The organism is Candidatus Magnetaquicoccus inordinatus (assembly GCF_004217665.1).
GTDB lineage: Bacteria > Pseudomonadota > Magnetococcia > Magnetococcales > Magnetaquicoccaceae > Magnetaquicoccus > Magnetaquicoccus inordinatus.
In genome coordinates, this window is record NZ_RXIU01000004.1 from 11,801 (window position 1) to 37,554 (window position 25,754).

The 25,754-nt window shown below is 50.9% G+C and carries 28 protein-coding genes, 4 tRNA genes and 1 pseudogene; 2 read left to right on the forward strand and 31 right to left on the reverse strand.

Annotated elements, in window-relative coordinates; all coding sequences use genetic code 11:
• Positions 1-3: 3 nt before the first annotated feature.
• The 31 genes and pseudogenes from rplN to EJP87_RS00760 form a co-directional block, all read right to left on the reverse strand.
• Complete coding sequence (rplN, locus tag EJP87_RS00610; RefSeq protein ID WP_130469930.1) at positions 4-372, reverse strand: 50S ribosomal protein L14; 369 nt, start codon at positions 370-372, stop codon at positions 4-6.
• Positions 369-608 carry a 30S ribosomal protein S17 gene (rpsQ, locus tag EJP87_RS00615; protein WP_130469931.1) on the reverse strand — a complete coding sequence of 80 codons (240 nt, stop codon included), beginning with the start codon at positions 606-608 and terminating at the stop codon, positions 369-371. Before rpsQ ends, rplN begins: the two co-directional genes overlap by 4 nt.
• Before the next feature lie 2 nt (positions 609-610).
• Positions 611-814 (reverse strand): 50S ribosomal protein L29, encoded by a 204-nt coding sequence (gene rpmC, locus EJP87_RS00620; RefSeq protein ID WP_130469932.1) that lies wholly within the window; start codon positions 812-814, stop codon positions 611-613.
• 10 nt (positions 815-824) lie between these two features.
• Complete coding sequence (gene rplP / locus EJP87_RS00625) at positions 825-1,241, reverse strand: 50S ribosomal protein L16 (protein ID WP_130469970.1); 417 nt, start codon at positions 1,239-1,241, stop codon at positions 825-827.
• Between the two features lie 43 nt (positions 1,242-1,284).
• The gene (gene rpsC, locus EJP87_RS00630; protein WP_130469933.1) at positions 1,285-1,932 is read right to left on the reverse strand and encodes a 30S ribosomal protein S3; all 648 of its coding nucleotides are present in this window, start codon (positions 1,930-1,932) and stop codon (positions 1,285-1,287) included.
• Between the two features lie 59 nt (positions 1,933-1,991).
• Positions 1,992-2,330 carry a 50S ribosomal protein L22 gene (gene rplV / locus EJP87_RS00635; RefSeq protein ID WP_130469934.1) on the reverse strand — a complete coding sequence of 113 codons (339 nt, stop codon included), beginning with the start codon at positions 2,328-2,330 and terminating at the stop codon, positions 1,992-1,994.
• Between the two features lie 15 nt (positions 2,331-2,345).
• Positions 2,346-2,621, reverse strand: a complete 276-nt coding sequence (gene rpsS, locus EJP87_RS00640; protein ID WP_130469935.1) for a 30S ribosomal protein S19 — start codon at positions 2,619-2,621, stop codon at positions 2,346-2,348.
• A gap of 27 nt (positions 2,622-2,648) precedes the next feature.
• A complete protein-coding gene (gene rplB, locus EJP87_RS00645; RefSeq protein ID WP_130469936.1) occupies positions 2,649-3,473 on the reverse strand; it encodes a 50S ribosomal protein L2 in 825 nt (274 codons plus the stop codon).
• Positions 3,474-3,545: 72 nt separating this feature from the next.
• Positions 3,546-3,845 carry a 50S ribosomal protein L23 gene (gene rplW / locus EJP87_RS00650; RefSeq protein WP_130469937.1) on the reverse strand — a complete coding sequence of 100 codons (300 nt, stop codon included), beginning with the start codon at positions 3,843-3,845 and terminating at the stop codon, positions 3,546-3,548.
• A complete protein-coding gene (gene rplD / locus EJP87_RS00655) occupies positions 3,842-4,465 on the reverse strand; it encodes a 50S ribosomal protein L4 (RefSeq protein ID WP_130469938.1) in 624 nt (207 codons plus the stop codon). Before rplD ends, rplW begins: the two co-directional genes overlap by 4 nt.
• A 15-nt stretch (positions 4,466-4,480) precedes the next feature.
• Entirely contained in the window at positions 4,481-5,125 is a 645-nt protein-coding gene (rplC, locus tag EJP87_RS00660) for a 50S ribosomal protein L3 (protein WP_130469939.1), read from the reverse strand.
• 87 nt (positions 5,126-5,212) lie between these two features.
• Complete coding sequence (gene rpsJ, locus EJP87_RS00665) at positions 5,213-5,521, reverse strand: 30S ribosomal protein S10 (RefSeq protein WP_130469940.1); 309 nt, start codon at positions 5,519-5,521, stop codon at positions 5,213-5,215.
• Between the two features lie 82 nt (positions 5,522-5,603).
• Positions 5,604-6,794, reverse strand: coding sequence for an elongation factor Tu (gene tuf / locus EJP87_RS00670; protein WP_130469941.1), 1,191 nt, complete (start codon positions 6,792-6,794; stop codon positions 5,604-5,606).
• 12 nt (positions 6,795-6,806) lie between these two features.
• Entirely contained in the window at positions 6,807-8,885 is a 2,079-nt protein-coding gene (gene fusA / locus EJP87_RS00675; protein WP_130469942.1) for an elongation factor G, read from the reverse strand.
• Between the two features lie 80 nt (positions 8,886-8,965).
• Positions 8,966-9,436, reverse strand: a complete 471-nt coding sequence (rpsG, locus tag EJP87_RS00680; RefSeq protein WP_130469943.1) for a 30S ribosomal protein S7 — start codon at positions 9,434-9,436, stop codon at positions 8,966-8,968.
• A 64-nt stretch (positions 9,437-9,500) separates the two neighbouring features.
• Positions 9,501-9,872 (reverse strand): 30S ribosomal protein S12, encoded by a 372-nt coding sequence (gene rpsL / locus EJP87_RS00685; RefSeq protein ID WP_130469944.1) that lies wholly within the window; start codon positions 9,870-9,872, stop codon positions 9,501-9,503.
• 206 nt (positions 9,873-10,078) lie between these two features.
• Positions 10,079-14,161: pseudogene (rpoC, locus tag EJP87_RS00690) on the reverse strand (DNA-directed RNA polymerase subunit beta'); the annotation flags it as partial.
• 34 nt (positions 14,162-14,195) lie between these two features.
• Positions 14,196-18,284 (reverse strand): DNA-directed RNA polymerase subunit beta, encoded by a 4,089-nt coding sequence (gene rpoB, locus EJP87_RS00695; RefSeq protein ID WP_130469945.1) that lies wholly within the window; start codon positions 18,282-18,284, stop codon positions 14,196-14,198.
• Positions 18,285-18,440: 156 nt separating this feature from the next.
• On the reverse strand, positions 18,441-18,827 hold the full coding sequence (gene rplL, locus EJP87_RS00700; RefSeq protein WP_130469946.1) for a 50S ribosomal protein L7/L12: 387 nt from the start codon (positions 18,825-18,827) through the stop codon (positions 18,441-18,443).
• 53 nt (positions 18,828-18,880) lie between these two features.
• A complete protein-coding gene (rplJ, locus tag EJP87_RS00705) occupies positions 18,881-19,408 on the reverse strand; it encodes a 50S ribosomal protein L10 (protein ID WP_130469947.1) in 528 nt (175 codons plus the stop codon).
• A 96-nt stretch (positions 19,409-19,504) separates the two neighbouring features.
• The gene (gene rplA / locus EJP87_RS00710; RefSeq protein WP_130469948.1) at positions 19,505-20,194 is read right to left on the reverse strand and encodes a 50S ribosomal protein L1; all 690 of its coding nucleotides are present in this window, start codon (positions 20,192-20,194) and stop codon (positions 19,505-19,507) included.
• An 11-nt stretch (positions 20,195-20,205) separates the two neighbouring features.
• Positions 20,206-20,637 (reverse strand): 50S ribosomal protein L11, encoded by a 432-nt coding sequence (rplK, locus tag EJP87_RS00715; protein WP_130469949.1) that lies wholly within the window; start codon positions 20,635-20,637, stop codon positions 20,206-20,208.
• Between the two features lie 48 nt (positions 20,638-20,685).
• The gene (gene nusG / locus EJP87_RS00720) at positions 20,686-21,216 is read right to left on the reverse strand and encodes a transcription termination/antitermination protein NusG (RefSeq protein WP_130469950.1); all 531 of its coding nucleotides are present in this window, start codon (positions 21,214-21,216) and stop codon (positions 20,686-20,688) included.
• 85 nt (positions 21,217-21,301) lie between these two features.
• Positions 21,302-21,460, reverse strand: a complete 159-nt coding sequence (secE, locus tag EJP87_RS00725; protein ID WP_320412199.1) for a preprotein translocase subunit SecE — start codon at positions 21,458-21,460, stop codon at positions 21,302-21,304.
• A 182-nt stretch (positions 21,461-21,642) separates the two neighbouring features.
• Positions 21,643-21,718, reverse strand: a tRNA-Trp gene (locus EJP87_RS00730).
• A gap of 29 nt (positions 21,719-21,747) precedes the next feature.
• On the reverse strand, positions 21,748-21,903 hold the full coding sequence (rpmG, locus tag EJP87_RS00735; protein ID WP_130469951.1) for a 50S ribosomal protein L33: 156 nt from the start codon (positions 21,901-21,903) through the stop codon (positions 21,748-21,750).
• Positions 21,904-21,943: 40 nt separating this feature from the next.
• Complete coding sequence (gene tuf / locus EJP87_RS00740) at positions 21,944-23,134, reverse strand: elongation factor Tu (protein ID WP_130469941.1); 1,191 nt, start codon at positions 23,132-23,134, stop codon at positions 21,944-21,946.
• Positions 23,135-23,222: 88 nt separating this feature from the next.
• Positions 23,223-23,298 (reverse strand) — tRNA-Thr (locus tag EJP87_RS00745).
• Positions 23,299-23,313: 15 nt separating this feature from the next.
• Positions 23,314-23,387, reverse strand: a tRNA-Gly gene (locus tag EJP87_RS00750).
• A 115-nt stretch (positions 23,388-23,502) separates the two neighbouring features.
• Positions 23,503-23,587 (reverse strand) — tRNA-Tyr (locus EJP87_RS00755).
• A 70-nt stretch (positions 23,588-23,657) separates the two neighbouring features.
• Positions 23,658-24,221, reverse strand: coding sequence for a helix-turn-helix domain-containing protein (locus EJP87_RS00760; RefSeq protein WP_193771022.1), 564 nt, complete (start codon positions 24,219-24,221; stop codon positions 23,658-23,660).
• Positions 24,222-24,406: 185 nt separating this feature from the next.
• On the opposite strand from EJP87_RS00760, the gene EJP87_RS00765 reads away from it, so the two are divergent.
• On the forward strand, positions 24,407-25,006 hold the full coding sequence (locus tag EJP87_RS00765; protein ID WP_130469953.1) for a peroxiredoxin: 600 nt from the start codon (positions 24,407-24,409) through the stop codon (positions 25,004-25,006).
• A 27-nt stretch (positions 25,007-25,033) separates the two neighbouring features.
• Positions 25,034-25,615 (forward strand): superoxide dismutase, encoded by a 582-nt coding sequence (locus EJP87_RS00770; protein WP_130469954.1) that lies wholly within the window; start codon positions 25,034-25,036, stop codon positions 25,613-25,615.
• Positions 25,616-25,754: the final 139 nt, after the last annotated feature.

The window sequence follows — 25,754 nt, forward strand, 5'->3', positions numbered from 1 at the left end:
TACCTACAATACTTCTGGAGCCAGGGAAATAATCTTCATATAATTCCGAGCACGTAACTCGCGTGTTACCGGACCAAAAATGCGTGTTCCAATCGGCTCTCCAGCCTTGTTGATCAGAACAGCCGCATTGCTATCAAAACGAATATAGCTGCCATCATCACGTATCGTCTCTTTACGAGTCCGTACTACCACAGCGCGCGCCACATCACCCTTCTTGACTTTGCCTCTGGGTATCGCCACTTTAACCGATACCGCAATGACATCACCCACGCGGGCGTAGCGACGCTTTGATCCACCTAATACTTTGATACATTCAACTTTTTTGGCCCCGGAGTTGTCAGCAACCTCCAGCGTAGTCTCAACCTGAATCATGCGACGCCCTCCCCGACCACTCTCCAATGCTTATCTTTACTGATCGGAGGACATTCACGAATCCGCACTTCGTCTCCGACTCGATGACGATTCTCTTCATCATGCGCCTTATATTTCTTGGACCGCTTCAAAATCTTTCCATACAGTGGATGCTGCACCTTGCGCTCCACCAATACTACAACGGTCTTATCCATCTTGTCACTGACAACGACACCCTGCAAAACACGTTGTGGCATGGCTACGCTCCCACCTGCTGTTGCGGACGCGATTCTATAATCGTTTTTATCCGCGCAATCTCTCTACGCACCTGACGAATGCGAGCTGTATTCTCCAATTGCGATGTGGCATTGCGAAACCGCAAATTAAACGACTCTTGATACAACTCCAGCAGTCGCTCACCAGCGGCCTCTAGGCTCATCTCCCTGATTTCTGCGTTCTTCATCTTTCAATCCTTACGCCTCGCGGACCTGCTCAACAAACTTGGTCGGAATCGGCAACTTGGCGCTAGCCAAGCTCATTGCCTCTCTGGCCAGAGCCTCAGATACCCCTTCCATCTCATAGAGAATCCGCCCTGCCTTCACTCGCGCAATCCAAAACTCAGGGTTTCCCTTACCTTTTCCCTGACGCACCTCTGCTGGCTTGGAGGAAACAGGAACATTGGGAAACATGCGTATCCAGATCCGTCCACCACGCTTGATATGCCGCGTCATTGCCCGACGTGCAGCTTCAATTTGACGTGCGGTTATACGACCGGCACGCATGGCCTTTAGTCCAAATTGTCCGAAACTAAGCTCGGCTCCACTGGTGGCCAATCCATGAATCCGACCCTTGTGGGCCTTGCGAAACTTGGTCTTCTTGGGTTGCAGCAACATATCAAATCAACCTTATCTTTTTCGATGGCTCGACGGGTTATTATCCAGCCCGCTTATCTTCCCGCTCATTCACCTCGCCTTTGAACACCCATACCTTTACACCAATCAATCCATAGGTGGTCAACGCATCGGCAAATCCATATTCAATATCTGCACGCAAGGTATGCAACGGTACTCGACCTTCACGGTACCACTCTGTACGAGCGATTTCTCCACCACCTAAACGCCCCGCACAGTTAATACGAATTCCTTGTACTCCCAAGCGCATCGCCGATGTTACGGCGCGCTTCATTGCTCGGCGAAATGCAACACGACGTACCAATTGTTGCGCCACATTCTCGGCAATCAATTGAGCCTCAGCTTCAGGCTTGCGTACCTCTATGATATTGATCTGTACTTCCGTACTGGCAACCTTCGCCAAATCCTGCTTTAACTTCTCAATATCTGCACCCTTTTTGCCAATAATAATACCTGGTCTCGCCGAGTGAATATTGATACGCGCTTTCTTCGCAGGCCGTTCGATCACTACCTTCGATACACTTGCATGCTCCAATCGCTTTTTGATCCACTCGCGCAGCTTGACATCCTCCAACAACAAAGATGCAAATGCTTTGTCTGCATACCACCGTGTATCCCACGTCCTGGAAATTCCTAAGCGAAATCCAGCCGGATGTACCTTATGCCCCATTGGCTACAACTCCACCCATTATGCTCACCAAAACCATTGGCCAAGCCACCGCGGCTGGGCTAATCCTTGGGCCGAACCCCCACCGTGACGTGAGATCCCCACTTCACGATCCGATTCGCCCTTCCCCGCGCACGTGGACGAAACCTTTTGTAAACGGTCCCTTTGTCCGCATACGCCTTCGATACATACAAAGTATCGACATCCAGACTCAAATTATTCTCAGCATTGGCTATCGCTGATTTCAGCGTCTCCCGTACTGCCTGGGCCATCCGCTTCTTGGAATACAATAAAATGCTTAATGCCGCATCTACTTTTAGGCCCCGAATCTGGTCCAATAACAAGCGAACCTTATCAGGAGATCCACGCATGTTTTGCAGCCTGGCTACCGCTTCTTCCATCGTATAATACCTCAGCTACCGGTGCGACTTCTTGTCGCCACCATGACCATGGAATGTCCGGGTAGGTGAAAATTCACCAAACTTATGCCCGACCATATTCTCCGTTACCAAGACCGGAATAAATTTTTTGCCGTTATGTACACCAAAGGTGAACCCAACAAAATCCGGAATAATGGTTGATCGACGCGACCATGTTTTTACTAACTCCTTACGTCCCGCCGTACGCAACTTGTCGACACGTTTTAACAGAAAATCGTCAAAAAACGGGCCTTTTTTAATGGATCTCGCCACGCTTCACCTCTTGCCTCTCAATGATCATCATCCACGACGACGCATAATCAACCGCGATGACGGCTTATCCGCATCACGAGTCTTCTTGCCTTTCGTCGGTACACCCCATGGGGTAACAGGATGTCGTCCACCCGATGTCCGACCTTCTCCTCCTCCGTGTGGATGATCCACCGGATTCATCGCCACACCGCGAACACTCGGACGCCAACCCAACCAACGCTTGCGACCCGCTTTTCCTATCTTGACATTGCCATGGTCAGGATTGGATACCAGACCAATTGTTGCCATACAATCAAGCAATACCAAGCGCATTTCACCTGAAGGCAATTTAAGTTGGGCATATTTACCCTCTTTGCCCATCAACTGCGCTTGACTGCCGGCTGAGCGCGCCATCTGCCCACCCTTTTCCGGCTTCATCTCTACATTATGCACCACTGTTCCTACCGGAATGTTGCGCAACGGTAAAGCATTTCCAGGCTTGATCTCTACATTTTTTCCTGCCACCAACTCATCGCCCACCTGCACACGCTGCGGTGCCAGGATATAGCGCTTCTCTCCATCTGCATAGTTCAGCAACGCGATGAAGGCTGTCCGGTTCGGATCATATTCCAAACTTGCTACTTTGGCCGGAATATCAAACTTATTGCGCCGAAAATCAACTATGCGATAACGGCGCTTATGACCACCACCACGATGGCGTACAGTCATGCGTCCATAGCTGTTGCGCCCACCGCTCTTATCGGCACCGACAACCAATGACTCTTCTGGTCCATCCTTCGAGAGTCCACGGTAATCAACTGATACTTGCGCCCGCTTACCATTAGAAGTGGGCTGATATTTTTTTAATGCCATGGATACCACTCCGGCCCTTTTCGCTGTTTCGCCATCTCTGCCCTGCAGAGCCTAATCCCTCAGCGGCAACGGTCAGGTCTTCTCAAAAAAGTCAATGGTCTGTCCGGCTTTTAACCGTACAATCGCCTTCTTCCAATCCTTGCGTTGCCCGACTGTCCGGCCTAAGCGCTTCTCTTTGCCCTTCCTATTCATGGTCTGCACTTCCAACACATCGACCTTGAACATTTTTTCTACTGCTGCTTTGATCTGCCTCTTATTGGCCGTTGGCGCAACCTTGAAAATCACTTGATTTCCTTGCCCTTGGCAAAAGGTCGCTTTTTCTGTTACCCAAGGCGATTGCAGCACCTGATACAGCCCACCTTGATCGCTCATGCCAATCTCTCCTGCAACCGGTTCAAGGCCTCAGCGGTCATAATCACCTTCTCATGGGCCAACAAGTCATACACGTTAACACCCTCAACGCGCATCACATCGATACCTGGCAAATTGCGAATCGACAACTCCACAATCTGATTTGACTCAGAAAGAACCACCAATCCTGAGCGACCGATTCCCAGATTCTGCATCACTGCTTTGGCCGCTTTAGTCTTGATCTCTGTCAAGCCAAAATCTTCTACAATTACCAGCTCACCAGCCTGCAATTTTGCAGTCAAGGCTATCTGCAAAGCCATGCGTCGTACCTTTTTCGGCAGCTTTTGTGCATAGCTATGCGGCTGTGGTCCGAATACGATACCACCTGTACGAAATTGCGGAGCTCGTGCTGTACCTTGCCGCGCATTTCCTGTGCCTTTTTGCCGATAGGGTTTCTTTCCACCACCAGAAACCTCAGAACGACGCTTTGTTGAGGCATTACCTCCACGACGTCCGGCCAATTGATAATTGACCATACGCGCCACAATATCTGTACGAATCTCACGTGCAAATATTGCCTCTTCTACCTCTACCCGGCGCAACTCTTGGTTGCCCGCATCTACCACTGGTATCTCAATCATGTTCCCAGAACCTTATCAGGATTTATCTGCACCTTTGACGGCATCCCGGATCATAACTACTGACCCCTTTGCACCGGGAACACTGCCTTTGACTACCAATAGGTTACGCTCTGCATCTGCCACCGTAACAACTAAATTTTGTACGGTAACGCGCGCGTCACCCATCTGCCCAGCCATCTTCTTGTTCTTGAAGACTCGTCCAGGTGTTTGACACTGTCCGATGGAGCCAGGAGAGCGGTGCGTCAAATGTGTACCATGTGTCGCTCTGCCTCCATGAAATCCCCAGCGTTTCATAACACCGGCAAATCCCTTACCAACACTCTGCCCGGTTACATCAACCTGCTGATTTATCGGAAACAGATCTACTGTCAGTGCCTGTCCGATCTCATACTGTGAGCAGTCATCCACACGAAACTCACGCATGACTCTCTTCGGTGTAACATTGGCCTTGGCGTATACACCCTTCACTGGCTTTTTGCCACGTGAAGGTTTCATCTCTTCAAAGCCAAGTTGCACTGCATTATAGCCATGGGTTTCCACACGCTTAATGCCAACGACATGACATGGCCCAGCTTGCAATACCGTTACCGGCCAGCTTTTGCCTTCGTCGGTAAATATACGGGTCATCCCTAGCTTCCGGCCTATCAATCCCGCACGCATTCCAGATCCTCTCTCTTTCGCAATTTCCAGCCCGCTCTCACCACCACTCTTTTACCAGAGTGATCTCTGATCCGAACCCGGTATCCGCTACAGCTTAATCTCTACATTCACCCCAGCGGCCAAATCCAACTTCATCAGCGCGTCAACCGTCTGTGGCGTGGGGTTGATGATATCAATCACCCGCTTATGCGTCCGAATCTCAAACTGCTCACGGGATTTTTTATCCACGTGAGGAGACTTAAGAACGGTCCACCGACTGATTTTGGTCGGCAAGGGAATCGGACCTCGAATCTCGGCTCCCGTCCGACGGGCAGTCTGGACAATCTCTCCCGTCGATTGATCCAAAATCCGGTGATCAAAGGCCCTTAACCGAATACGTATTTTCTGGTTTTCCATTCAGATTCGCCCCAGCGTTCTTCCGATCTTGCTTCCGTCAGACCGTGTTATTCAACATCAAACGCGCAACGCAAAACGCAAGTTACGCAATAATTTCCGAAACAACACCAGCCCCAACGGTGCGTCCACCCTCACGGATGGCAAACCGCAATCCCTTCTCCATGGCGATTGGGGCAATCAACTCCACAGTCATCGATACATTGTCTCCCGGCATAACCATCTCCGTTCCTTCAGCCAAACTCAGAACTCCGGTCACATCGGTGGTACGAAAATAAAATTGCGGACGGTAGTTGCTGAAGAATGGTGTGTGCCGACCACCCTCTTCCTTGGTCAGAATGTAGCACTCTGCCTTGAATTTGGTATGTGGAGTGATCGAGTTGGGCTTTGCCAACACCTGACCACGTTGCACATCCTCACGCTTGATACCACGCAACAACACACCCACATTGTCACCAGCCTGACCTTGATCCAACAGTTTGCGGAACATCTCCACACCTGTGCAGGTCGAACTGGTGGTCGGACGAATACCCACTACCTGAACCTGTTCACCTACCTTGATGACGCCACGCTCTACACGACCGGTCACCACTGTACCACGTCCTGAGATGGTAAAGACATCTTCAATCGGCATCAGGAATGCCCCATCCAAAGCACGCTCTGGTTGTGGAATATAGGCATCCACCGCATCCATCAGCTTCAAGATGGCATTGCGACCCAAGTCACCGGTATCACCTTCCAGAGCCTTCAATGCTGAGCCAACTACAATCGGCACCTCATCGCCAGGAAAATCATACTGCGACAGCAGTTCGCGAACCTCCAGCTCTACCAATTCCAGCAACTCAGGATCATCCACCATGTCTGCCTTGTTCATGAACACTACCAAGGCTGGAACGCCCACCTGACGTGCCAACAGGATATGCTCACGAGTTTGTGGCATCGGACCATCGGCTGCAGAGACCACCAGGATTGCACCATCCATCTGTGCGGCACCAGTGATCATGTTCTTGATATAGTCTGCATGACCAGGGCAGTCCACATGGGCATAGTGACGGCTTTTGGTTTGATATTCCACATGGGCTGTGGAAATCGTGATACCACGAGCCTTCTCTTCTGGTGCCGAGTCAATTTGATCATAAGCTGTATAAATCGCTCCACCTGTCTCAGCCAAGATCTTGGTGATCGCTGCCGTCAGACTGGTTTTGCCATGGTCCACGTGACCAATGGTGCCGATGTTAACATGAGGCTTGTTGCGCTCAAATTTAGCCTTTGCCATCTTCTCTATCCCTTAGCCCTTTGCTTTTGCCGCTATCTCTTCGGCAATCGAACTCGGAACCTGCTCATAATGATCAAACTGCATCGTGAACGTCGCCCGTCCTTGTGACATGGAACGAACATCCGTCGAATATCCAAACATATTGGCCAACGGCACCATCGCCTTGACCAATTGATTTCCACCTACTGAATCCATGCCAATAATGCTGCCACGACGGGAGTTCAGGTCACCAATCACGTCACCCATATACTCCTCAGGAACCTCAACTTCTACTACCATAATCGGTTCCAACAAAACCGGGCTGGCTTTCCGGCATCCCTCTTTGAATCCCATTGAGGCTGCTACTTTGAAGGCCATTTCCGATGAGTCCACCTCATGGTAGGAACCCTCAAACAAGGTTACCTGCAAGTCTACAACCGGGTAACCAGCCTTGACACCACTGTTCAGCGCCTCTTCAATACCCTTGGCAACAGCCGGGATATACTCTTTGGGTACCACACCACCTTTAATGGCATCGACAAACTTATAACCAAAACCTGGTTCCATCGGCTCAATCTTCAGCCATACATGACCGAACTGCCCACGACCACCAGACTGTCTGACAAACTTGCCTTCGGAGTCCACTGTCTTGCTGATGGTTTCACGGTAGGCAACCTGTGGCTTGCCGACGTTTGCTTCCACCTTGAACTCACGCTGCATGCGATCAACCAGAATTTCCAGATGCAGCTCACCCATACCGGAAATGATGGTCTGATTGGTCTCATGATCAACCGCCACTTTGAACGATGGATCCTCTTGAGCCAAACGTCCCAGCGCAATACCCATCTTCTCCTGGTCTGCTTTGGTCTTCGGCTCAATGGCAATCGAAATCACCGGTACCGGGAAATTCATCTTTTCCAAAATCAGCGGCTTATCGGCATCACACAGGGTATCTCCTGTGGTGGTATATTTGAGTCCCACCGCCGCTGCAATATCACCAGCCCGTACCTCTTTGACATCCTCACGCTTGTTGGCGTGCATCAACATCACACGGCCAATCCGCTCTTTTTTCTCTTTTGTCGAATTCAGGACATAGGAACCTGCTTCCAATGTTCCAGAATAGACACGGAAAAAAGTCAAACTTCCGACGAAAGGATCGGTCATAATCTTGAATGCCAGAGCGGAAAAGGGCTCTTCATCCGTCGATTGCCGAGTAATCTTCAACTCTTTATTGAGCGCATCACCTTCTACTGGCGGAATATCGCTCGGTGCTGGAAAATAGTCAACAACAGAATCCAGTAAAGGTTGCACACCCTTATTTTTAAAAGCTGATCCGCAAATCACTGGCACAAACGAACTGGTCAGTACACCTTTGCGAATACACGTCTTGAATTCTGCTGTGCTGATTTGTCCGCCCTCAAGATAGCGCTCCATCAGCTCATCATCTTGTTCAAGTGCTGTTTCCAGCAACTCTTCGCGATACTCGTCAACCATATCTTTCATATCTGCAGGGATTGGCATCTCTTTAAACGTCGCACCCAGCGAATCTTCATCAAAAACATAAGCAGTGCGCGTTACCAAGTCTACCATACCGCGAAAATTTTCTTCGGCACCAATGGGCAGTTGCAACGCTATGGCACGAGCTCCCAAGCGATCACGCATCATGCGCAAAACACGTTGAAAATCTGCTCCCATCCGGTCCATCTTGTTGACGAAAGCAATGCGCGGAACACCATATCTGTCAGCTTGCCGCCAAACCGTCTCCGATTGTGGTTGCACTCCACCAACAGAACAAAAAACCGCTACCGCTCCGTCCAATACACGCAGTGAACGCTCAACTTCAATGGTGAAGTCAACATGACCAGGTGTATCAATAATATTGATGCGATGGTTTTTCCAAAAGCATGTAGTAGCCGCTGAGGTAATGGTAATACCACGCTCTTGCTCTTGCTCCATCCAGTCCATGGTTGCAGTACCCTCATGGACCTCACCCAATTTGTGCGAGCGACCGGTATAGTAGAGTATACGCTCCGTCACCGTCGTTTTTCCCGCATCAATGTGTGCCATGATGCCAATATTGCGAACCCGCGTAAGTGGTATTTCCCTGGCCACTCTATTCACCTATCCCCGGAATCAGCTCAGTTACCGCTTATCCATTGACCGTCTATTTTTCCCAACTCAACTATCACTTACTACCAGCGATAATGAGCAAATACTTTATTCGCTTCGGCCATACGATGGGTCTCATCCCGCTTTTTCACGGTTGCCCCGCGACCAGCCGCAGCTTCAATCAACTCAGCCGCCAACTTTTCGCGCATCGTTTTTTCCGAACGCTTACGTGCATAACCAACCAGCCAACGTACTGCCAATGCCTGTCTGCGACTGGGGCGCACTTCCACCGGAACCTGATAGGTAGCACCACCTACACGACGGGCCCGAACCTCTACCAGTGGACGAGTATTGTCAACGGCATCCTTAAAAATCTGTACGGGATCCTGCTTCGTTCTGTCCGCCACAACCTGCAATGCACCATAGAATACACGTTCAGCTAACGCTTTCTTGCCATCCTTCATGATGCAGTTCATGAACTTGCTCACCAAAGGATCACCATACGCGGGATCGCCGATTACCTCACGCTTGGGTACATCGCGGCGTCTGGACATAACCTCTACTCCTTACCCTCAACCATACAGACCAAAATTTCTATCAACACCAATCAGCCCCAAACTATTTGGGACGTTTGGCTCCATACAAGGAACGACCCTGCTTGCGATTTTTGACTCCCTGTGTATCCAGCGCACCGCGGATAATGTGATAACGCACACCGGGCAAGTCCTTCACACGTCCACCACGCACCAAAACTACTGAGTGCTCCTGGAGGTTGTGGCTTTCACCAGGAATGTAGACAGTCACTTCATGTCCATTCGTTAAACGCACACGGGCAACTTTACGCAAAGCTGAGTTCGGCTTTTTCGGGGTCGTGGTATAGACACGAGTACAAACCCCGCGTTTTTGAGGACATGCCTCCATTGCCGGAACATTCGTCTTCTTGTGCTGCGAGTGACGCCCGATACGAACCAACTGGTTGACGGTAGGCATTGTCCTTAATCTCTCCACACTCTCTACTTCGGGAAGCCATTCTCGGAAAGCCCCCCATGATAACTCATAAAAGAAAATTGTCAATCCTAATCGTACCGCTTTCCCTCTTTTTTCCTAACTTACTCCGGGAGGGAACTGCAGGATCGCCAATGCTCTCTTCCCATACCTGGTTTGCTTACTGCGTCCGCTATTGTTTAGCGTATTCTCCCGGTACCAGCAGGCACCAAGCGGCCAACAATAACATTCTCTTTTAAGCCGGTCAAGGTATCCACTCGCCCAGCAACCGTTGCTTCTGTCAAAACTCGCGTCGTCTCTTGGAACGAGGCTGCTGAAATAAACGATGGAGTAGACAATGAAGCCTTGGTAATGCCCAGAAGTTGCGGATAACCTACTGCCACTTCCCCGCCACGCATCTGTACACGCTCATTTTCCGAACTAAAGATTGAGCGCTCTACCGACTCGCCAACCACAAAAATAGTATCCCCAGGCGTCTTGACTGTGACCTTCTGCAGCATTTGCCGCACAATCACCTCAATATGCTTGTCGTTTATCTTCACACCCTGCAAACGGTACACCTCTTGGATCTCGTTGACCATAAATCGGCACAACGCTTCCAAGCCCAAAACCTTCAAAATATCCTGCGGCACCGGGGAGCCCTCCATCAAGGACTCACCTCGCCGTACCCAGTCTCCATCATTGACCGCCAACTGTTTGCCCTTGGGGAGAAAATATTCTTGGGGCTCACCCACCTCCGGCGTGATGATAATGCGTCGCTTACCCTTCAAATCTTTACCAAATGTGACTACACCGTCAATCTCGGCAATAATGGCAAACTCTTTGGGCTTGCGGGCCTCAAAGAGTTCCACCACACGCGGCAGACCTCCGGTAATGTCACGTGTCTTCAAACTCTTGCGTGGCATCTTGGCGATAATATCACCCGCCTGTACCATATCCCCTTCATGGACCACAATCACCGCACCCACAGGCAGAAAATAGCGCACTTCAGCGCCACTTCCTAAAACCAATGTCTCGCCGGTCACCGGATCTTTCAACGTCAAGCGTGGGCGCATATCCCCTTTACGGCTGTGACTCTTCCACTCCGTCACCTCACGCGATACCAAACCTGTCGCTTCATCCATCACTTCGCGCAGCGTTACCCCTTCAACCAAATCTCCATACTGCACCTTACCAGGACGCTCGGTGATAATCGGTACCGCAAAGGGATCCCACTCAGCCAAAATGGAACCTGCCTCTGCGACTCCTCCATCTGCCACCGTCAAGCGTGCACCATAGGGTACCCGATAGCGCTCACGCTCACGGCCAATGGCAAACAGATCCGCATCTCGACTCTCTTCACCACCCCGTGTCTCGTGTACTGTGACCTCGCCATTCCGCGACAATACCACAAAGCGTCCATTGCGATCGGTCACCGTGCTCAGATTGTGATAACGCAGCATGCCTCCCTTGACAGTCTCAATGGAAGATTGCTCCACTGCACGCGATGCCGTACCACCGATGTGAAAGGTACGCATGGTCAATTGCGTTCCCGGCTCACCAATACTTTGCGCCGCAATCACCCCAACCGCTTCCCCTATGGTGACCGCCATACCACGCGCCAAATCGCGTCCATAACACAAGACACAGACACCACGCTCGGTTTTGCAGGTCAGCGGCGAACGCATCAACACCGATTCTACATTGGAATTTTCTATCCGATCCACATCCTCTTCGTCCATGATCCGACCAGCCTTGACCAACAAGCTGTCTGTAATCGGATCGACAACGTCTACCAACGGCGTCCGTCCCAAAATGCGATCGCCCAAGGTCTCAACCAGATCATTTCCTTCCACCAAGGCAAATGCGGTCAAGCCCTCATCCGTTCCGCAATCTAATTCCCGGACAATACAATCTTGCGCTACATCCACCAATCGACGAGTCAGATAACCACTATTGGCTGTCTTTAATGCCGTATCCGCCAAACCTTTGCGTGCACCATGGGTGGAGATAAAATATTGCAGCACCGTCAGCCCCTCACGGAAATTGGCGGTAATGGGTGCCTCAATAATTTCGCCCGACGGTTTGGCCATCAAACCACGCATACCTGCCAATTGCCGCATCTGTGCCGCCGAACCACGGGCGCCCGAATTGGCCATCATATAAATAGAGTTCAAAGAGGGCTGCTCTCGTTTCACACCCTGATGATCCACCACCTCAACCGAAGAGATTCCGCGCATCATCTCCTCTGCAACCCGCTCGGTGCACTGCGACCAAATATCAACCACCTTGTTATACTTCTCACCCTCGGTGATCAAGCCCTCAGAATATTGGTGCTCCATCTCCTTCACCTTATTCTGAGCCTCACGCACCAGACGCTTTTTGGCCTGTGGAATCACCAAGTCATCTTTACCAAAGGAGATTCCCGCCTTGGCTGCAAAGGTAAAGCCCATAGTCATCAAACGGTCGGCAAACACCACTGTCTCTTTGGTGCCACACGCACGGTAGACCATGTCAATCAGTTTGGCTACCTCCTTCTTGGTTTGCAATCGGTTGACATGCGCAAAACCAACAGCCTCGGGAATGATCTCCGTCAACAAGATCCGCCCTGTGGTCGTCTCTTCCAATACTCCGCGATAGCGGCAGCGAATACGCGCCTGCAATCCTACCGCACCACAATCATAAGCCTGACGTACCTCCAATGGAGAGGCAAAAGTCATCCCCTCGCCTTTTTGATTGAGGCGTTCCAGGGTCATATAATACAAACCCAGAATGATATCTTGGGTCGGAACAATGATAGGCTTGCCATTGGCTGGAGAGAGAATGTTGTTGGTCGACATCATCAACACACGGGCTTCAATCTGCGCCTCTATCGATAACGGTACATGTACCGCCATCTGGTCGCCATCAAAGTCGGCATTAAAGGCCGTACAAACCAAAGGATGCAGTTGAATTGCCTTACCTTCAATCAGCTTCGGCTCAAAAGCCTGAATACCCAGACGATGCAGTGTCGGTGCCCGGTTGAGCAACACTGGATGCTCACGAATCACCTCCTCCAAAATATCCCAAACCTCAGGACGCTCCTTCTCCACCATTCTCTTGGCTGCTTTGATCGTCGTCGAGAGTCCACGCTCCTCCAAACGATTATAAATAAATGGCTTGAACAGCTCCAAAGCCATCTTCTTCGGCAGACCGCATTCATGCAGCTTTAACTCCGGTCCGACCACGATCACTGAGCGTCCCGAATAGTCAACACGCTTACCCAGCAAGTTGAGACGAAAACGTCCCTGCTTGCCTTTGAGCATCTCCGAAAGCGATTTTAACGGTCGTTTATTGGTACCAGTGATCACCCGACCACGCCGACCATTATCAAACAACGCATCCACCGACTCTTGCAACATCCGCTTTTCATTGCGAATGATGATGTCCGGCGCCCGCAATTCATGCAAACGGCGCAAGCGATTATTACGATTGATCACCCGACGATACAGATCATTCAAATCGGAAGTGGCAAAACGTCCGCCATCCAAGGGTACCAAAGGCCGCAACTCCGGCGGAATCACCGGAATCACAGTCAAAATCATCCATTCCGGACGATTTCCCGACTCTTGAAATGCCTCCAGGGTATGCAACCGCTTGATAATTTTCTTGCGCCGCGCCTCGGAACCGGTTTCACCCAGTTCTGCACGCAACATGATAATTTCACCGGGAATATCCATGGCGCTCAACATCTCGCGAATCGCCTCGGCTCCTATTCCCGCCTTGAACTCATCACCATACTCATCCAGCGCCTGGTGATAGCGATCTTCCGTCAGCAGTTCGCCCCTCTTCAGAGGGGTCATGCCCCCTTCCAGAACCACAAAGTTCTCAAAATAAAGAACCCGTTCCAGATCCTTCAAGGTCATATCCAACAACAAACCGATCCGACTCGGCAACGACTTCAGAAACCAGATATGCGCTACCGGTGAAGCCAACTCAATATGGCCTAAACGCTCACGGCGTACCTTGGACTGAATCACCTCAACGCCACACTTTTCACAGATGACGCCACGATGTTTCAAACGTTTGTATTTGCCGCACAAACACTCATGATCCTTGATCGGACCAAAAATTTTGGCACAAAACAGACCATCACGCTCCGGTTTGAAGGTCCGATAATTGATAGTCTCCGGTTTCTTTACCTCTCCGAAAGACCAGGATCGCACCTTCTCAGGAGAAGCCACTGAGATGCGTATGCCACTGAAACTCTGCCCCAGCGTAGGCCGGGAGAAAAGCTTGAAGATATTCTGATTCACTCAATTTTCTCCGACTTTTCCGGTGTCAATAGAGTCACTCCACGGTTTTCAACTCAACATCCAAAACCAGGGATTGCAGTTCCTTGATCAACACGTTAAAGGATTCCGGTATACCAGCCTCAAAGGTACCATCGCCTTTGACAATCGATTCATAAATCTTGGTACGACCAGCCACATCATCCGATTTGACCGTCAACATCTCCTGCAAAGTATAGGCGGCACCATAGGCTTCCAGTGCCCATACCTCCATTTCTCCGAAACGCTGACCACCAAACTGTGCCTTACCACCCAAAGGCTGTTGGGTCACCAATGAATAGGGTCCAATGGAACGAGCGTGAATCTTGTCATCAACCAGATGATGCAGCTTCAGAATATAGATATAACCCACCGTTACCGGTCGATCAAATTTGTCTCCTGTCCGTCCATCAACCAACTGAACCTGTCCGGATACCGGCAAACCAGCCTTCTCCAACAGCGTGACAATATCTTTTTCCTCTGCACCATCAAACACCGGTGTAGCAACCGGAACCCCATCAACCAAATTCTCCGCCAGTCGCTCCAAATCCCCATCACTCAACATCTTGATCGAGCGCGACTGCTTCTGGTTGGTATAAATTGTTCCCATCATCTCACGGACATCGTGCAGGGCCATCACTCCCTCACGATAACGTTCCAGCATTTCACCGATACGCTTGCCTAAACCTTTGGCAGCCCATCCCAAATGGGTCTCCAGAATCTGTCCCACATTCATACGCGAAGGCACACCCAGAGGATTCAACACCAAATCCACGGCCGTACCATCTTCCAAATAGGGCATATCCTCTACCGGATTGATCTTGGAAATCACACCCTTGTTGCCGTGACGTCCGGCCATCTTATCCCCAGGCTGCAACTTGCGCTTGACCGCCACATAGACCTTGACCATCTTCAAGCCACCAGGAGGCAGATCATCTCCACGTTCCAGCTTTTCAACCTTGCTGTCAAAACGCTTTTTCAAACGCAAAGCCGCTTTATCCACCTGCTCGCGGATCGACTCAATCTGCTGGGTAACCGCATCATCCTCTAAAATCAAACCGCTCCAACGGCGCGACCCCAGGCGATCCAACATTTCGCTGGTCAAGACTTCACCGGTGGCAATGCCGGATCCACCGCGTACCGATTTACCAATCAGCATGCCACGAATACGCGCATCAGCATCCCGCTCGATAATCCGCCGTTCTGCCACCATATCTTTCTGTAAACGGGCTATCTCTTCCTGATCAATAGCCTTGGCCCGATCATCTTTTTCCAAACCACGACGTGAAAATACCCGTACATCCACCACCGTCCCAGCCACACCAGGAGGCAGACGCAAAGAGGTATCACGTACATCGGATGCCTTTTCACCAAAGATTGCCCGCAACAATTTTTCCTCTGGTGTCAGTTGCGTCTCACCTTTTGGAGTCACTTTGCCAACCAGAATATCTCCGGCTTTGACCTCGGCACCGACAAAAATAATTCCCGAATCATCCAAATTGCGCAGCGCATCTTCGCCGACATTGGGCATGTCACGGGTGATCTCTTCTGGCCCCAATTTGGTATCACGCGCCATCACCTCAAACTCTTCAATATGAATTGAGGTAAAGACATCATCGCGCACCAAACGCTCGGAAATCAAAATCGAGTCTTCAAAGTTGTATCCATTCCAGGGCATAAAAGCGACCAGAACGTTACGACCTAAGGCCAACTCTCCCAAATCTGTACTGGAACCATCGGCGATAATATCCCCTTTGCTGACCCGATCGCCCGCACGCACCAGTGGACGCTGATTGATACAGGTGTTCTGGTTGGAACGCGCAAATTTGGTCAGCTTATAAATATCCACACCCGGTTCGGTCGAAGCCGGATTGTCATCGGCTTTGATCACAATACGTGCTGCTTCCACCTCTTCGACAATTCCAGTGCGCCGACAAACTATCGCCACTCCCGAATCGCGCGCAACCACCGCCTCCATTCCCGTTCCCACCAACGGTGCATCGGTACGTAACAAAGGCACGGCCTGACGCTGCATGTTGGAACCCATCAGCGCCCGGTTGGCATCGTCATTTTCCAAAAAGGGGATCAAAGCGGCAGCCACCGAAACAATCTGCTTGGGTGACACATCCATATATTGGATACGATCCGGGGTAGAAACCGTAAATTCCAACATATGACGACACTGCACCAGCTCACCAGTCAAACGTCCCTGACGGTCCAACTCTGCATTGGCCTGGGCAATGATATAGTTTTCCTCTTCAATCGCCGACAAATAGTCCACCTGATCGGTAACCCGGCCCTCTTCCACTCGGCGATACGGACTCTCGATAAAGCCAAACTCATTGATCTGCGCATAGGTCGACAGACTGTTGATCAAACCAATGTTTGGTCCTTCCGGAGTCTCAATCGGACAGATGCGTCCATAATGGGTCGGATGCACGTCACGCACTTCAAATCCCGCCCGCTCCCGGGTCATACCCCCCGGACCCAATGCCGACAAACGCCGTTTGTGGGTAATTTCCGACAACGGATTGGTCTGATCCATGAATTGCGACAACTGGCTCGACCCAAAAAATTCGCGAATCACTGCCGAAAAAGGCTTTGAGTTCATAATATCATGCGGCATCAATGTCTCTGCATCCGCCGATGACATCCGCTCTCTAATCGCCCTCTCCATGCGCACCAAACCAATGCGCACCTGATTTTCCAACAACTCGCCCACAGAACGTACCCGACGGTTGCCTAAATGGTCAATATCATCCACCTTGCCATGACCATCTTTGAGCTTCAACAGGATGTCGATCACCCCAAGAATATCTTCTTTGTGCAACACACGAACATCCAGATCACACTGAATCCCCAAACGCTTATTTAACTTCATCCGTCCGACAGTGGATAAGTCATAGCGATCTGCATCAAAAAAGAGACTCTCAAACAGTGCGGTAGCCGCCTCAATGGTTGGCGGTTCACCAGGACGCATCATCCGATAGATATCGATCAATGCCTCTTCTACTGTCTGATTTTTATCACTGGTCAATGTGTTGCGCAGATAGGGCCCGACAGTGGCGTTGTCGATAAACAACACCTCAACATCGGTAATTCCAATCTCTTCAAAGCGGGTCAGCAACGCATCGCTGATCTCTGTACCTGCTTCCAATATTTCATCGCTCTGACCAATGCGAATATCACGCGCCACAAAGCGGCCGATCAAATCTTCGGTCGGAACCTGCAACCACTCCAACCCCAAAGCCTCCAAGCGCCGAATGGTGCGCACGGTGATTCGCCCTTTGGCCTTGACCAACTCTTCGCCACTGCTGGGATCCACAATCGCATAGTTGGGACGACTCCCTTGCAAACGCTCGGCAATCAATTTCTTTTCCCAAACCACACCCACTTTGCGATAACGGTCTACTTCATAAAACCGGCTCAAAATCTCTTCTGATTGCATGCCCATGGCACGCAACAGGGTGGTTACCGGCAGTTTACGCCGACGGTCAATGCGCGTGAACAGTATATCACGAGGATCAAATTCAAAATCCAACCAGGATCCACGATAGGGAATAATCCGGGCATTGAAGAGAAATTTGCCGCTGCTGTGCGTTTTGCCTTTGTCATGATCAAAAAAGACACCTGGCGAGCGGTGCATCTGCGAAACCACCACCCGCTCTGTACCATTGACAATAAAGGTACCCGTCGGGGTCATCAGAGGCAGGTCACCCAAATAGACCTCTTGCTCTTTGACCTCGCGCACCATCTTGGTACCGGTATCTTCGTTCTCTTCCCAGACTATCAAACGAAAAACCACCTTCAACGGTGCAGAAAAGGTCATTCCCCGTTGCAAACATTCATCCATCTCATACTTGGGTTCACCCAACTGATAGCTGACATACTCCAAGCTCAGGGTGCCCGCATAATCCTGGATCGGGAAAACGGATATAAAAACGCCATGTAGACCATAATCATCACGGCTTTGCGTCGCGATTCCCTCCTGCAGAAATCGCTCAAATGATCGCTTCTGGATAGCAATAAGATCGGGAATGTCAATGATGGTCGGAATGCGGCCAAAATTCTTACGCAGCCGCTTTTTTTCGGTGAAGGTCAGAGCCATCGGAACTCCATCTGTCAGGGTGTGCCGTGCCAATCAACATATCGCCCCCCATCACACGTTCCGTGTTCAACAAACAAACTAACCGGCACAAGGGTCTCAACCCTTGTGCCGGCTGTTTCCAGTCTATACACGTAACATGAAGACCGATACGTCTTTTTACTTAATTTCCACTTTCGCGCCGGACTCTTCCAACTCTTTCCGGAACTTTTCAGCATCTTCCTTGGAGACAGCCTCTTTAACCGGTTTGGGAGCACCCTCAACCAGATCCTTGGCCTCCTTCAGACCCAATCCCGTAATCGCACGCACTGCTTTGATCACATGAATCTTTTTGTCTCCGGCATCCACCAACATCACGGTGAACTCAGTCTGCTCTTCCGGCTTCTCTGCTGGCTCAGCACTCTCAGACGAAGCCACAGCAACCACTCCCACAGGCGCAGCCGCTGACACACCAAAGGTGGTCTCCAGCATCTTAATCAATTCGGACAAGTCAAGCACCGTCATTTCACCGATGGCTTTGACCAAATCTTCTTTAGAAATTCCCATGTTATTGTTCCTCCAGAACGCTATAAAAACGTTTGCTAGTTTGCGTTAACAAATTATTCGGCCTTCGGGGCCTCTTTCGCCTCGCGAATCCGATCCAGGGCACGGACAAATCCAGCCGGAACGGCCGCCAACACACCCACAAAATTCTGAATGGGCGCGATCAACGTGCCCAACAACTTGCCAAGCAATACCTCTTTCGAGGGCAACTTGGCCAGTTCGCTCACCCCTTCTGCCGTGACCACCGTGCCATTCAATACTCCTCCCACAATCTCCAACATGGGATTTTTCTTGGCAAAAGCAGTCAGGACCCGCGCCGGTGCTACTGGATCCGCAGAAATCGCTACCCCAGTCGGACCGGACAAAAAGGGAGCAACACCTGCAAAAGGGGTTCCCTCTGTGGCACGACGCGCCAAGGTATTCTTGATAACACGATAGTGAGAGCCAGCCGCATACATCTCCCGGCGTAGCCGGGTCATATCTGCCACAGACAACCCCCGGTAGCGGGTGACGATCACCACACTCGCCCGCTCCAAATCTTGGCGGACCTCTTCGACAACTCGCGCTTTTTCGGTTTGGTTCACCGAAGACCCTCCTTCCTAGGGGCATTAACTCTAACATCTGACCAGCTTTGCATCAGGGTGATCCCTTCTCTCACCCCAATCTTACTGCCACTCGTTTTATACGTTACGAGCGTCAACCTGAATCCCAGGACCCATGGTTGAACTTAAGGTCACCTTTTTGATATAGGTACCCTTGGCCGCTGCAGGCCGCATCTTCTTCAACTGCTCAATCAACGCTTGAGCATTCTCTACCAGCTTTTCATCAGCAAAGGATGCTTTGCCGATTCCAGCATGAATAATACCAGTCTTTTCCACACGGAAGGCTACTTGACCCGCCTTGATCTCTTGGATGATGCGCGTCATATCGAAGGTCACGGTACCCAACTTTGGATTCGGCATCAAACCACGTGGACCCAAAACACGGCCTAAACGACCCACTACTCCCATCACATCGGGACAGGCCACCACACGGTCAAAATCCAACCATCCACCCAAAATCTTCTCCGCCAGATCCTCAGCACCAACAAAATCTGCTCCCGCAGCTTCCGCTTCTTGTGCCTTTTCCCCTTTGGCAAAGGCCAACACGCGCACAACCTTACCCGTTCCATGCGGCAAGCCAACTGTACCACGAATCATCTGATCCGCATGCCGAGGGTCTACTCCCAAATTGACCGCTATATCAACTGTCTCGTCAAACTTGGCGTTGGCGTAGAGCTTTAAATCGTGTACCCCATCCACTAATGAACCTGGTACGCGCCGTCCTAACTGCTCCCGAATGGCGACAAGCCGTCTGCTCCGTTTTGCCATCTGAATCTCTCCTAACCGACAATTTCCAAACCAATGGAGCGGGCTGTACCAGCAATCGTCTTTTTGGCCGCCTCCAAATCCATCGCATTCAGATCCGGCATCTTCACCTGTGCTATCTCGGCAATCTGATTCCAGGTAATTTTGCCCGTCGCAGCACCCTTGCCAGGCGTCTTCGCCCCCTTGCTCATTCCTGCCGCTTTGCGCAGCAAGTAGGAAGCCGGAGGTGTCTTCAGCTCATAGGTAAAGGTACGATCATGATAGACCGTTATCACTACCGGCGTCGGACTGCCCGGTTCCAAATGCTGGGTCGCCTGATTGAAGCTCTTACAAAACTCCATAATGTTCAACCCATGCTGACCAAGTGCCGGTCCAATGGGTGGACTCGGTTTGGCCGCCCCAGCAGACACCTGCAGCTTCACATACGCCGTGATCTTCTTCGCCATTTCCCCAATCCTTGCAATCCAGGTTACTGCAAGTCAACCACCAGAAAATTATAACTTCTCAACTTGCACAAAATCCAACTCTACCAGGGTTGCCCGCCCAAAGATCGATACCGATACCTTCAACCGGGTCTTATCCTCATCTACCTCTTCCACTATGCCATTGAAGGAGACAAAAGGTCCATCCGTGACCCTTATGCTCTCCCCGACTGCAAAAGAGATCTTCGGTTTCGGCTTCTCCGTGCCGACCTCCATCTGCTGCAGTATCTTCTCTACTTCACGATCGTTCAACGCATGCGGACGACCACCACCACCTAAAAAGCCGGTTACCTTGGGAATCTGGTTGACCAAATGCCACGTGGCATCATTCATGTCCATTTTAACCAAGACATAGCCTGGAAAAAATTTACGCTCCGTCGTGACCTTTTTACCCATGCGCAATTCGACCACATCCTCAGCGGGCACCAGAATCTCCTCAAAGAGATCCCCTTTGCCCTCTATGCGGACACGCTCTTCAATCGCACTCTTAACCTTCTTCTCAAAACCGGAATAGGTGTGAATGACATACCACTTCTTTGCCATGGAAACTCTCGCTGGTCAGCCTAAGCACCGGAACCTGTTTTCTTTCCTGGGTTGCAGGAACATCCTATTGCCGTATGACGTTCCCTTAACCTAATACCCACTGCACCACCAGTGCCAGTAGGGCATCCACTACCCACAGAAACAACGAAACCAGAACAACCATGCTGAATACCACAATTGTTGTCTGTGTTGTCTCTTTGCGGGTGGGCCAAACTACCTTCCGGGCTTCGGTCCGAACGTCCACCAAATACTGCTTGAGTTGCGCAACGCGCTCCATCAATGACGGATTCATCCTTCTTTCAGGCCCTTCCTGCCTATCCTTCCCCGGGTTGCTTCCCCCATCTTTTGTGCAGACCCATACTACTCAGCCTGCCCAAGCAGTGCTCTCCGCAAACCCAATGCCTGCGGGCCATGTGACCTCTGGAGTGGCAGGACAGGAGGGAATCGAACCCCCAACCGTCGGTTTTGGAGACCGATGCTCTGCCAATTGAGCTACTGTCCTCCAAGGCCCCCAAAACACAACCCTCAAGGCTACTTGATTTTACCTTCTTTGTGAAGGGTGTGTTTGCGACAAAACGGACAAAACTTACGCAAAGCCATCTTTTCCGGCTTGTTTTTTTTGTTTTTGTCCGTCGTATAGTTGCGTCGTTTGCACTCTTCGCAACTCAGACTGATTAAATCACGCATTCCTGGACTCCAAAACGCCCGTTAAGCCGCTATGGCAAGCTTAGGCAATAATCTCCGAAACAACGCCAGCACCAACGGTACGGCCGCCTTCACGAATAGCAAAGCGCAACCCCTTCTCCATGGCAATCGGCGCAATCAACTCCACGGTCATGGAGACATTATCACCTGGCATGACCATCTCTGTACCTTCTGCCAAGCTCAAAACTCCAGTCACATCGGTAGTCCGAAAATAGAATTGCGGACGATAGTTGCTGAAGAACGGAGTGTGACGGCCACCCTCTTCTTTGGTCAGGATATAGCACTCTGCCTTGAATTTGGTATGCGGAGTGATCGAGTTTGGCTTGGCCAACACCTGACCACGTTGCACATCCTCACGCTTGATACCACGCAACAACACACCCACATTGTCTCCGGCCTGACCTTGATCCAACAGTTTGCGGAACATCTCCACACCTGTGCAGGTTGAACTGGTGGTCGGACGAATACCCACAACCTGTACCTGCTCACCTACCTTGATAACGCCACGTTCGACACGACCGGTCACCACTGTACCACGTCCGGAGATGGTGAAGACATCTTCGATCGGCATCAGGAATGCGCCATCCAAAGCACGCTCTGGTTGTGGAATATAGGCATCCACCGCATCCATCAGCTTCAAGATGGCATTGCGACCCAAGTCACCGGTATCACCTTCCAGAGCCTTCAGCGCCGAACCAACCACAATCGGCACCTCATCGCCGGGAAAATCATACTGTGACAACAGCTCACGAACCTCCAGCTCTACCAGCTCCAGCAGCTCAGGATCATCCACCATGTCAGCCTTGTTCATGAACACAACCAAGGCCGGAACACCTACCTGACGAGCCAGCAGGATATGCTCACGAGTTTGCGGCATCGGACCATCGGCTGCGGAGACCACCAGGATTGCGCCATCCATCTGTGCCGCACCGGTGATCATGTTCTTGATATAGTCCGCGTGACCTGGGCAGTCCACATGGGCATAGTGCCGACTTTTGGTTTGATACTCCACATGCGCGGTCGAAATCGTGATACCACGAGCCTTCTCTTCGGGAGCCGAGTCGATTTGATCGTATGCTGTATAAATTGCTCCACCCGTCTCGGCAAGAATCTTGGTGATCGCCGCCGTCAGACTCGTCTTACCATGGTCAACGTGACCAATGGTGCCGATGTTTACATGAGGCTTGTTGCGCTCAAATTTGGCCTTTGCCATTCCAGTTTCCTCCCGGTGGGGTTGCTAAAAAATCCAACTCTATCCAGAATCGCTTCGTGTTCACACATCATCTTGGTACTGCATTTTATGGAGCCCATAAACGGATTCGAACCGTTGACCTCTTCCTTACCAAGGAAGTGCTCTGCCGACTGAGCTATATGGGCTTAGCTCTGCAATCTTGGAGCGGATGGGGGGAATCGAACCCCCATGTTCAGCTTGGAAGGCTGACGTTCTACCACTGAACTACACCCGCATCATCTCTATTTTACAATGATCTTTTACCGTTTAGGCTCTGCCGATCATCACAATCTCTATACAGTCAAAGAGGAGCGCCATTCCTCAATATCTACACCAGTGCAGTATATCTATGGTGGAGGGGGAAGGATTCGAACCTTCGAAGGCTGAGCCGGCAAATTTACAGTCTGCTCCCTTTGACCGCTTGGGAACCCCTCCACAAGGGACATCCTCAAGAGCCCGCTAGTCTTACCCGTTGTTCTTTCCAATGTCAAGAGATTCTGCATCTCTATTCAAAATTATCTTTCCCTACCCCCTCCAGTATGGTCACTACCGCCCAACTCTCCTGCACACCAGGGTTGCGATAACTGTGACGCACATTGCCCTGAAAGGCGGCACTCTCCCCTTTCCGCACCAATAAATGCTCGCCCGCAACCTCCAATTCTACTTCACCTTCCAATACATGCAAATACTCTTCGCTGCCAGGAGGATGCGGCACTCCCGGATAGGTACCCTGCCCTGACAAGCGAAAGGTCAGTTGACTGAAATGAAACGCACCCGGAGGTGATACGGTTACCGCTTGATAGGCGCCATCCCCGGAACTGCTCCGTCGCATCGCCTCCCTGCTGACATGCTGAATCCGCCGCTGCTCCGACTCCACCAAATCATCGATGGTCATTCCTAACGCCGTGGCTATCTTGAATACCACGGCCAAACTCGGATTGGCATCGTCTCGCTCTACCGACGCCAAGGTTGCGCGCGGTATGCCAGCCAAATCTGCCAACTGTTGTTGCGTCTTCTTCCTCTGTCCCCGAATAGCTCGTATCCGCGTCCCAACCAGATTACTGATCATCCGGCACTCCTCCTTACAGGCTTTACCCACCTTCTTTGACGACATAAAAACATATTTGTTGATATATCATTTTTTTTCCTTGACGAAAAGCTACAAAATTGCCACAATCTCCTTCAATTGGATGCACACTTTCACAGCATCCGCGCAGACCAAACTTTGCTTTCGATAAACAGGAGATTTGTTCCATGAGCGTACTGGTCACCAAACCGGCCCCCGATTTTACCGCCAATGCGGTTATGCCTGATAATAGCATCAAACCCGATTTTCGTCTCTCCGACTATCGTGGCAAATTTGTTGTTCTTTTCTTCTATCCATTGGACTTCACCTTTGTCTGCCCCTCTGAATTGATTGCCTTTGATCACCGCCTGCAAGAGTTCAAAAATCGCGATGTGGAAGTGATTGGCGTCTCCATCGACTCCCACTTCACCCACTTGGCCTGGAAAAACACCCCGGTCAATCAAGGTGGTGTTGGACAACTGCGCTATCCCATGGTGGCTGACATCTCCAAAGAGATCTCAACCGCCTATGATCTCCTCTGCGGCCCTGGCATCTCACTGCGCGGCTCTTTCTTGATTGATCCAGAGGGAGTTGTCCGGCATCAGGTGGTGAATGACTTGCCCTTGGGTCGTGACATCGACGAAATGTTGCGCATGGTCGATGCCCTGCAATTCTTCCTCAAACATGGCGAAGTCTGCCCGGCAGGTTGGCGGCAAGGCAAACCCGGCATGAAAGGTACCACCGAGGGCGTTGCCAAATATCTCGCCGATCACGCCGAATCCCTGTAATATCCAACAGGTTCAAGGAGAACACCCATGGCAATCACCTTACCGCCTTTGCCTTATGCCCTGGATGCCTTGGCTCCGCATATCTCCAAAGAAACTTTGGAATATCACCATGGTAAACATCATAACGCTTATGTCGTTAACCTCAATAATCTCATTCCGGGAACCCCCTTTGAAAACATGTCCCTGGAAGAGATTATTCTGAACTCCTCTGGCGGCATCTTTAACAATGCTGCTCAGGTCTGGAACCATACCTTTTATTGGAACTGCCTCTCCCCGCAAGGTGGTGGCGAGCCTACTGGTGCCCTGGCCGATGCCATCAACCAGACTTTTGGCTCCTTTGCGCAGTTCAAAGAGAAATTTACCGCCACTTCAGTCACCACCTTCGGCTCTGGCTGGGGCTGGCTGGTCAAAAACAGCGATGGCTCCCTGGAACTGATGAGCACCAGCAATGCCGGCACCCCTGCCACCTCTGGCAAAAAAGCCCTGTTGACTTGTGATGTCTGGGAACATGCCTACTATATCGACTACCGGAATGCGCGCCCCAACTATGTGGCTGCCTTCTGGAATCTGGTCAATTGGGAGCATGTCGCACGTCTCTATGCGGAATAGTTGCCCACCGCAACATCCCACTTGCTGACAATAATAACTACTCTCTCTCCTCATTCCCTGGTGATGCCGGAGAGAGAGTGTTATAATCCCCTCTTGTAAGCTCCTCAATCGAGGCAATTTTCTTGTTTTCCATCTCTTC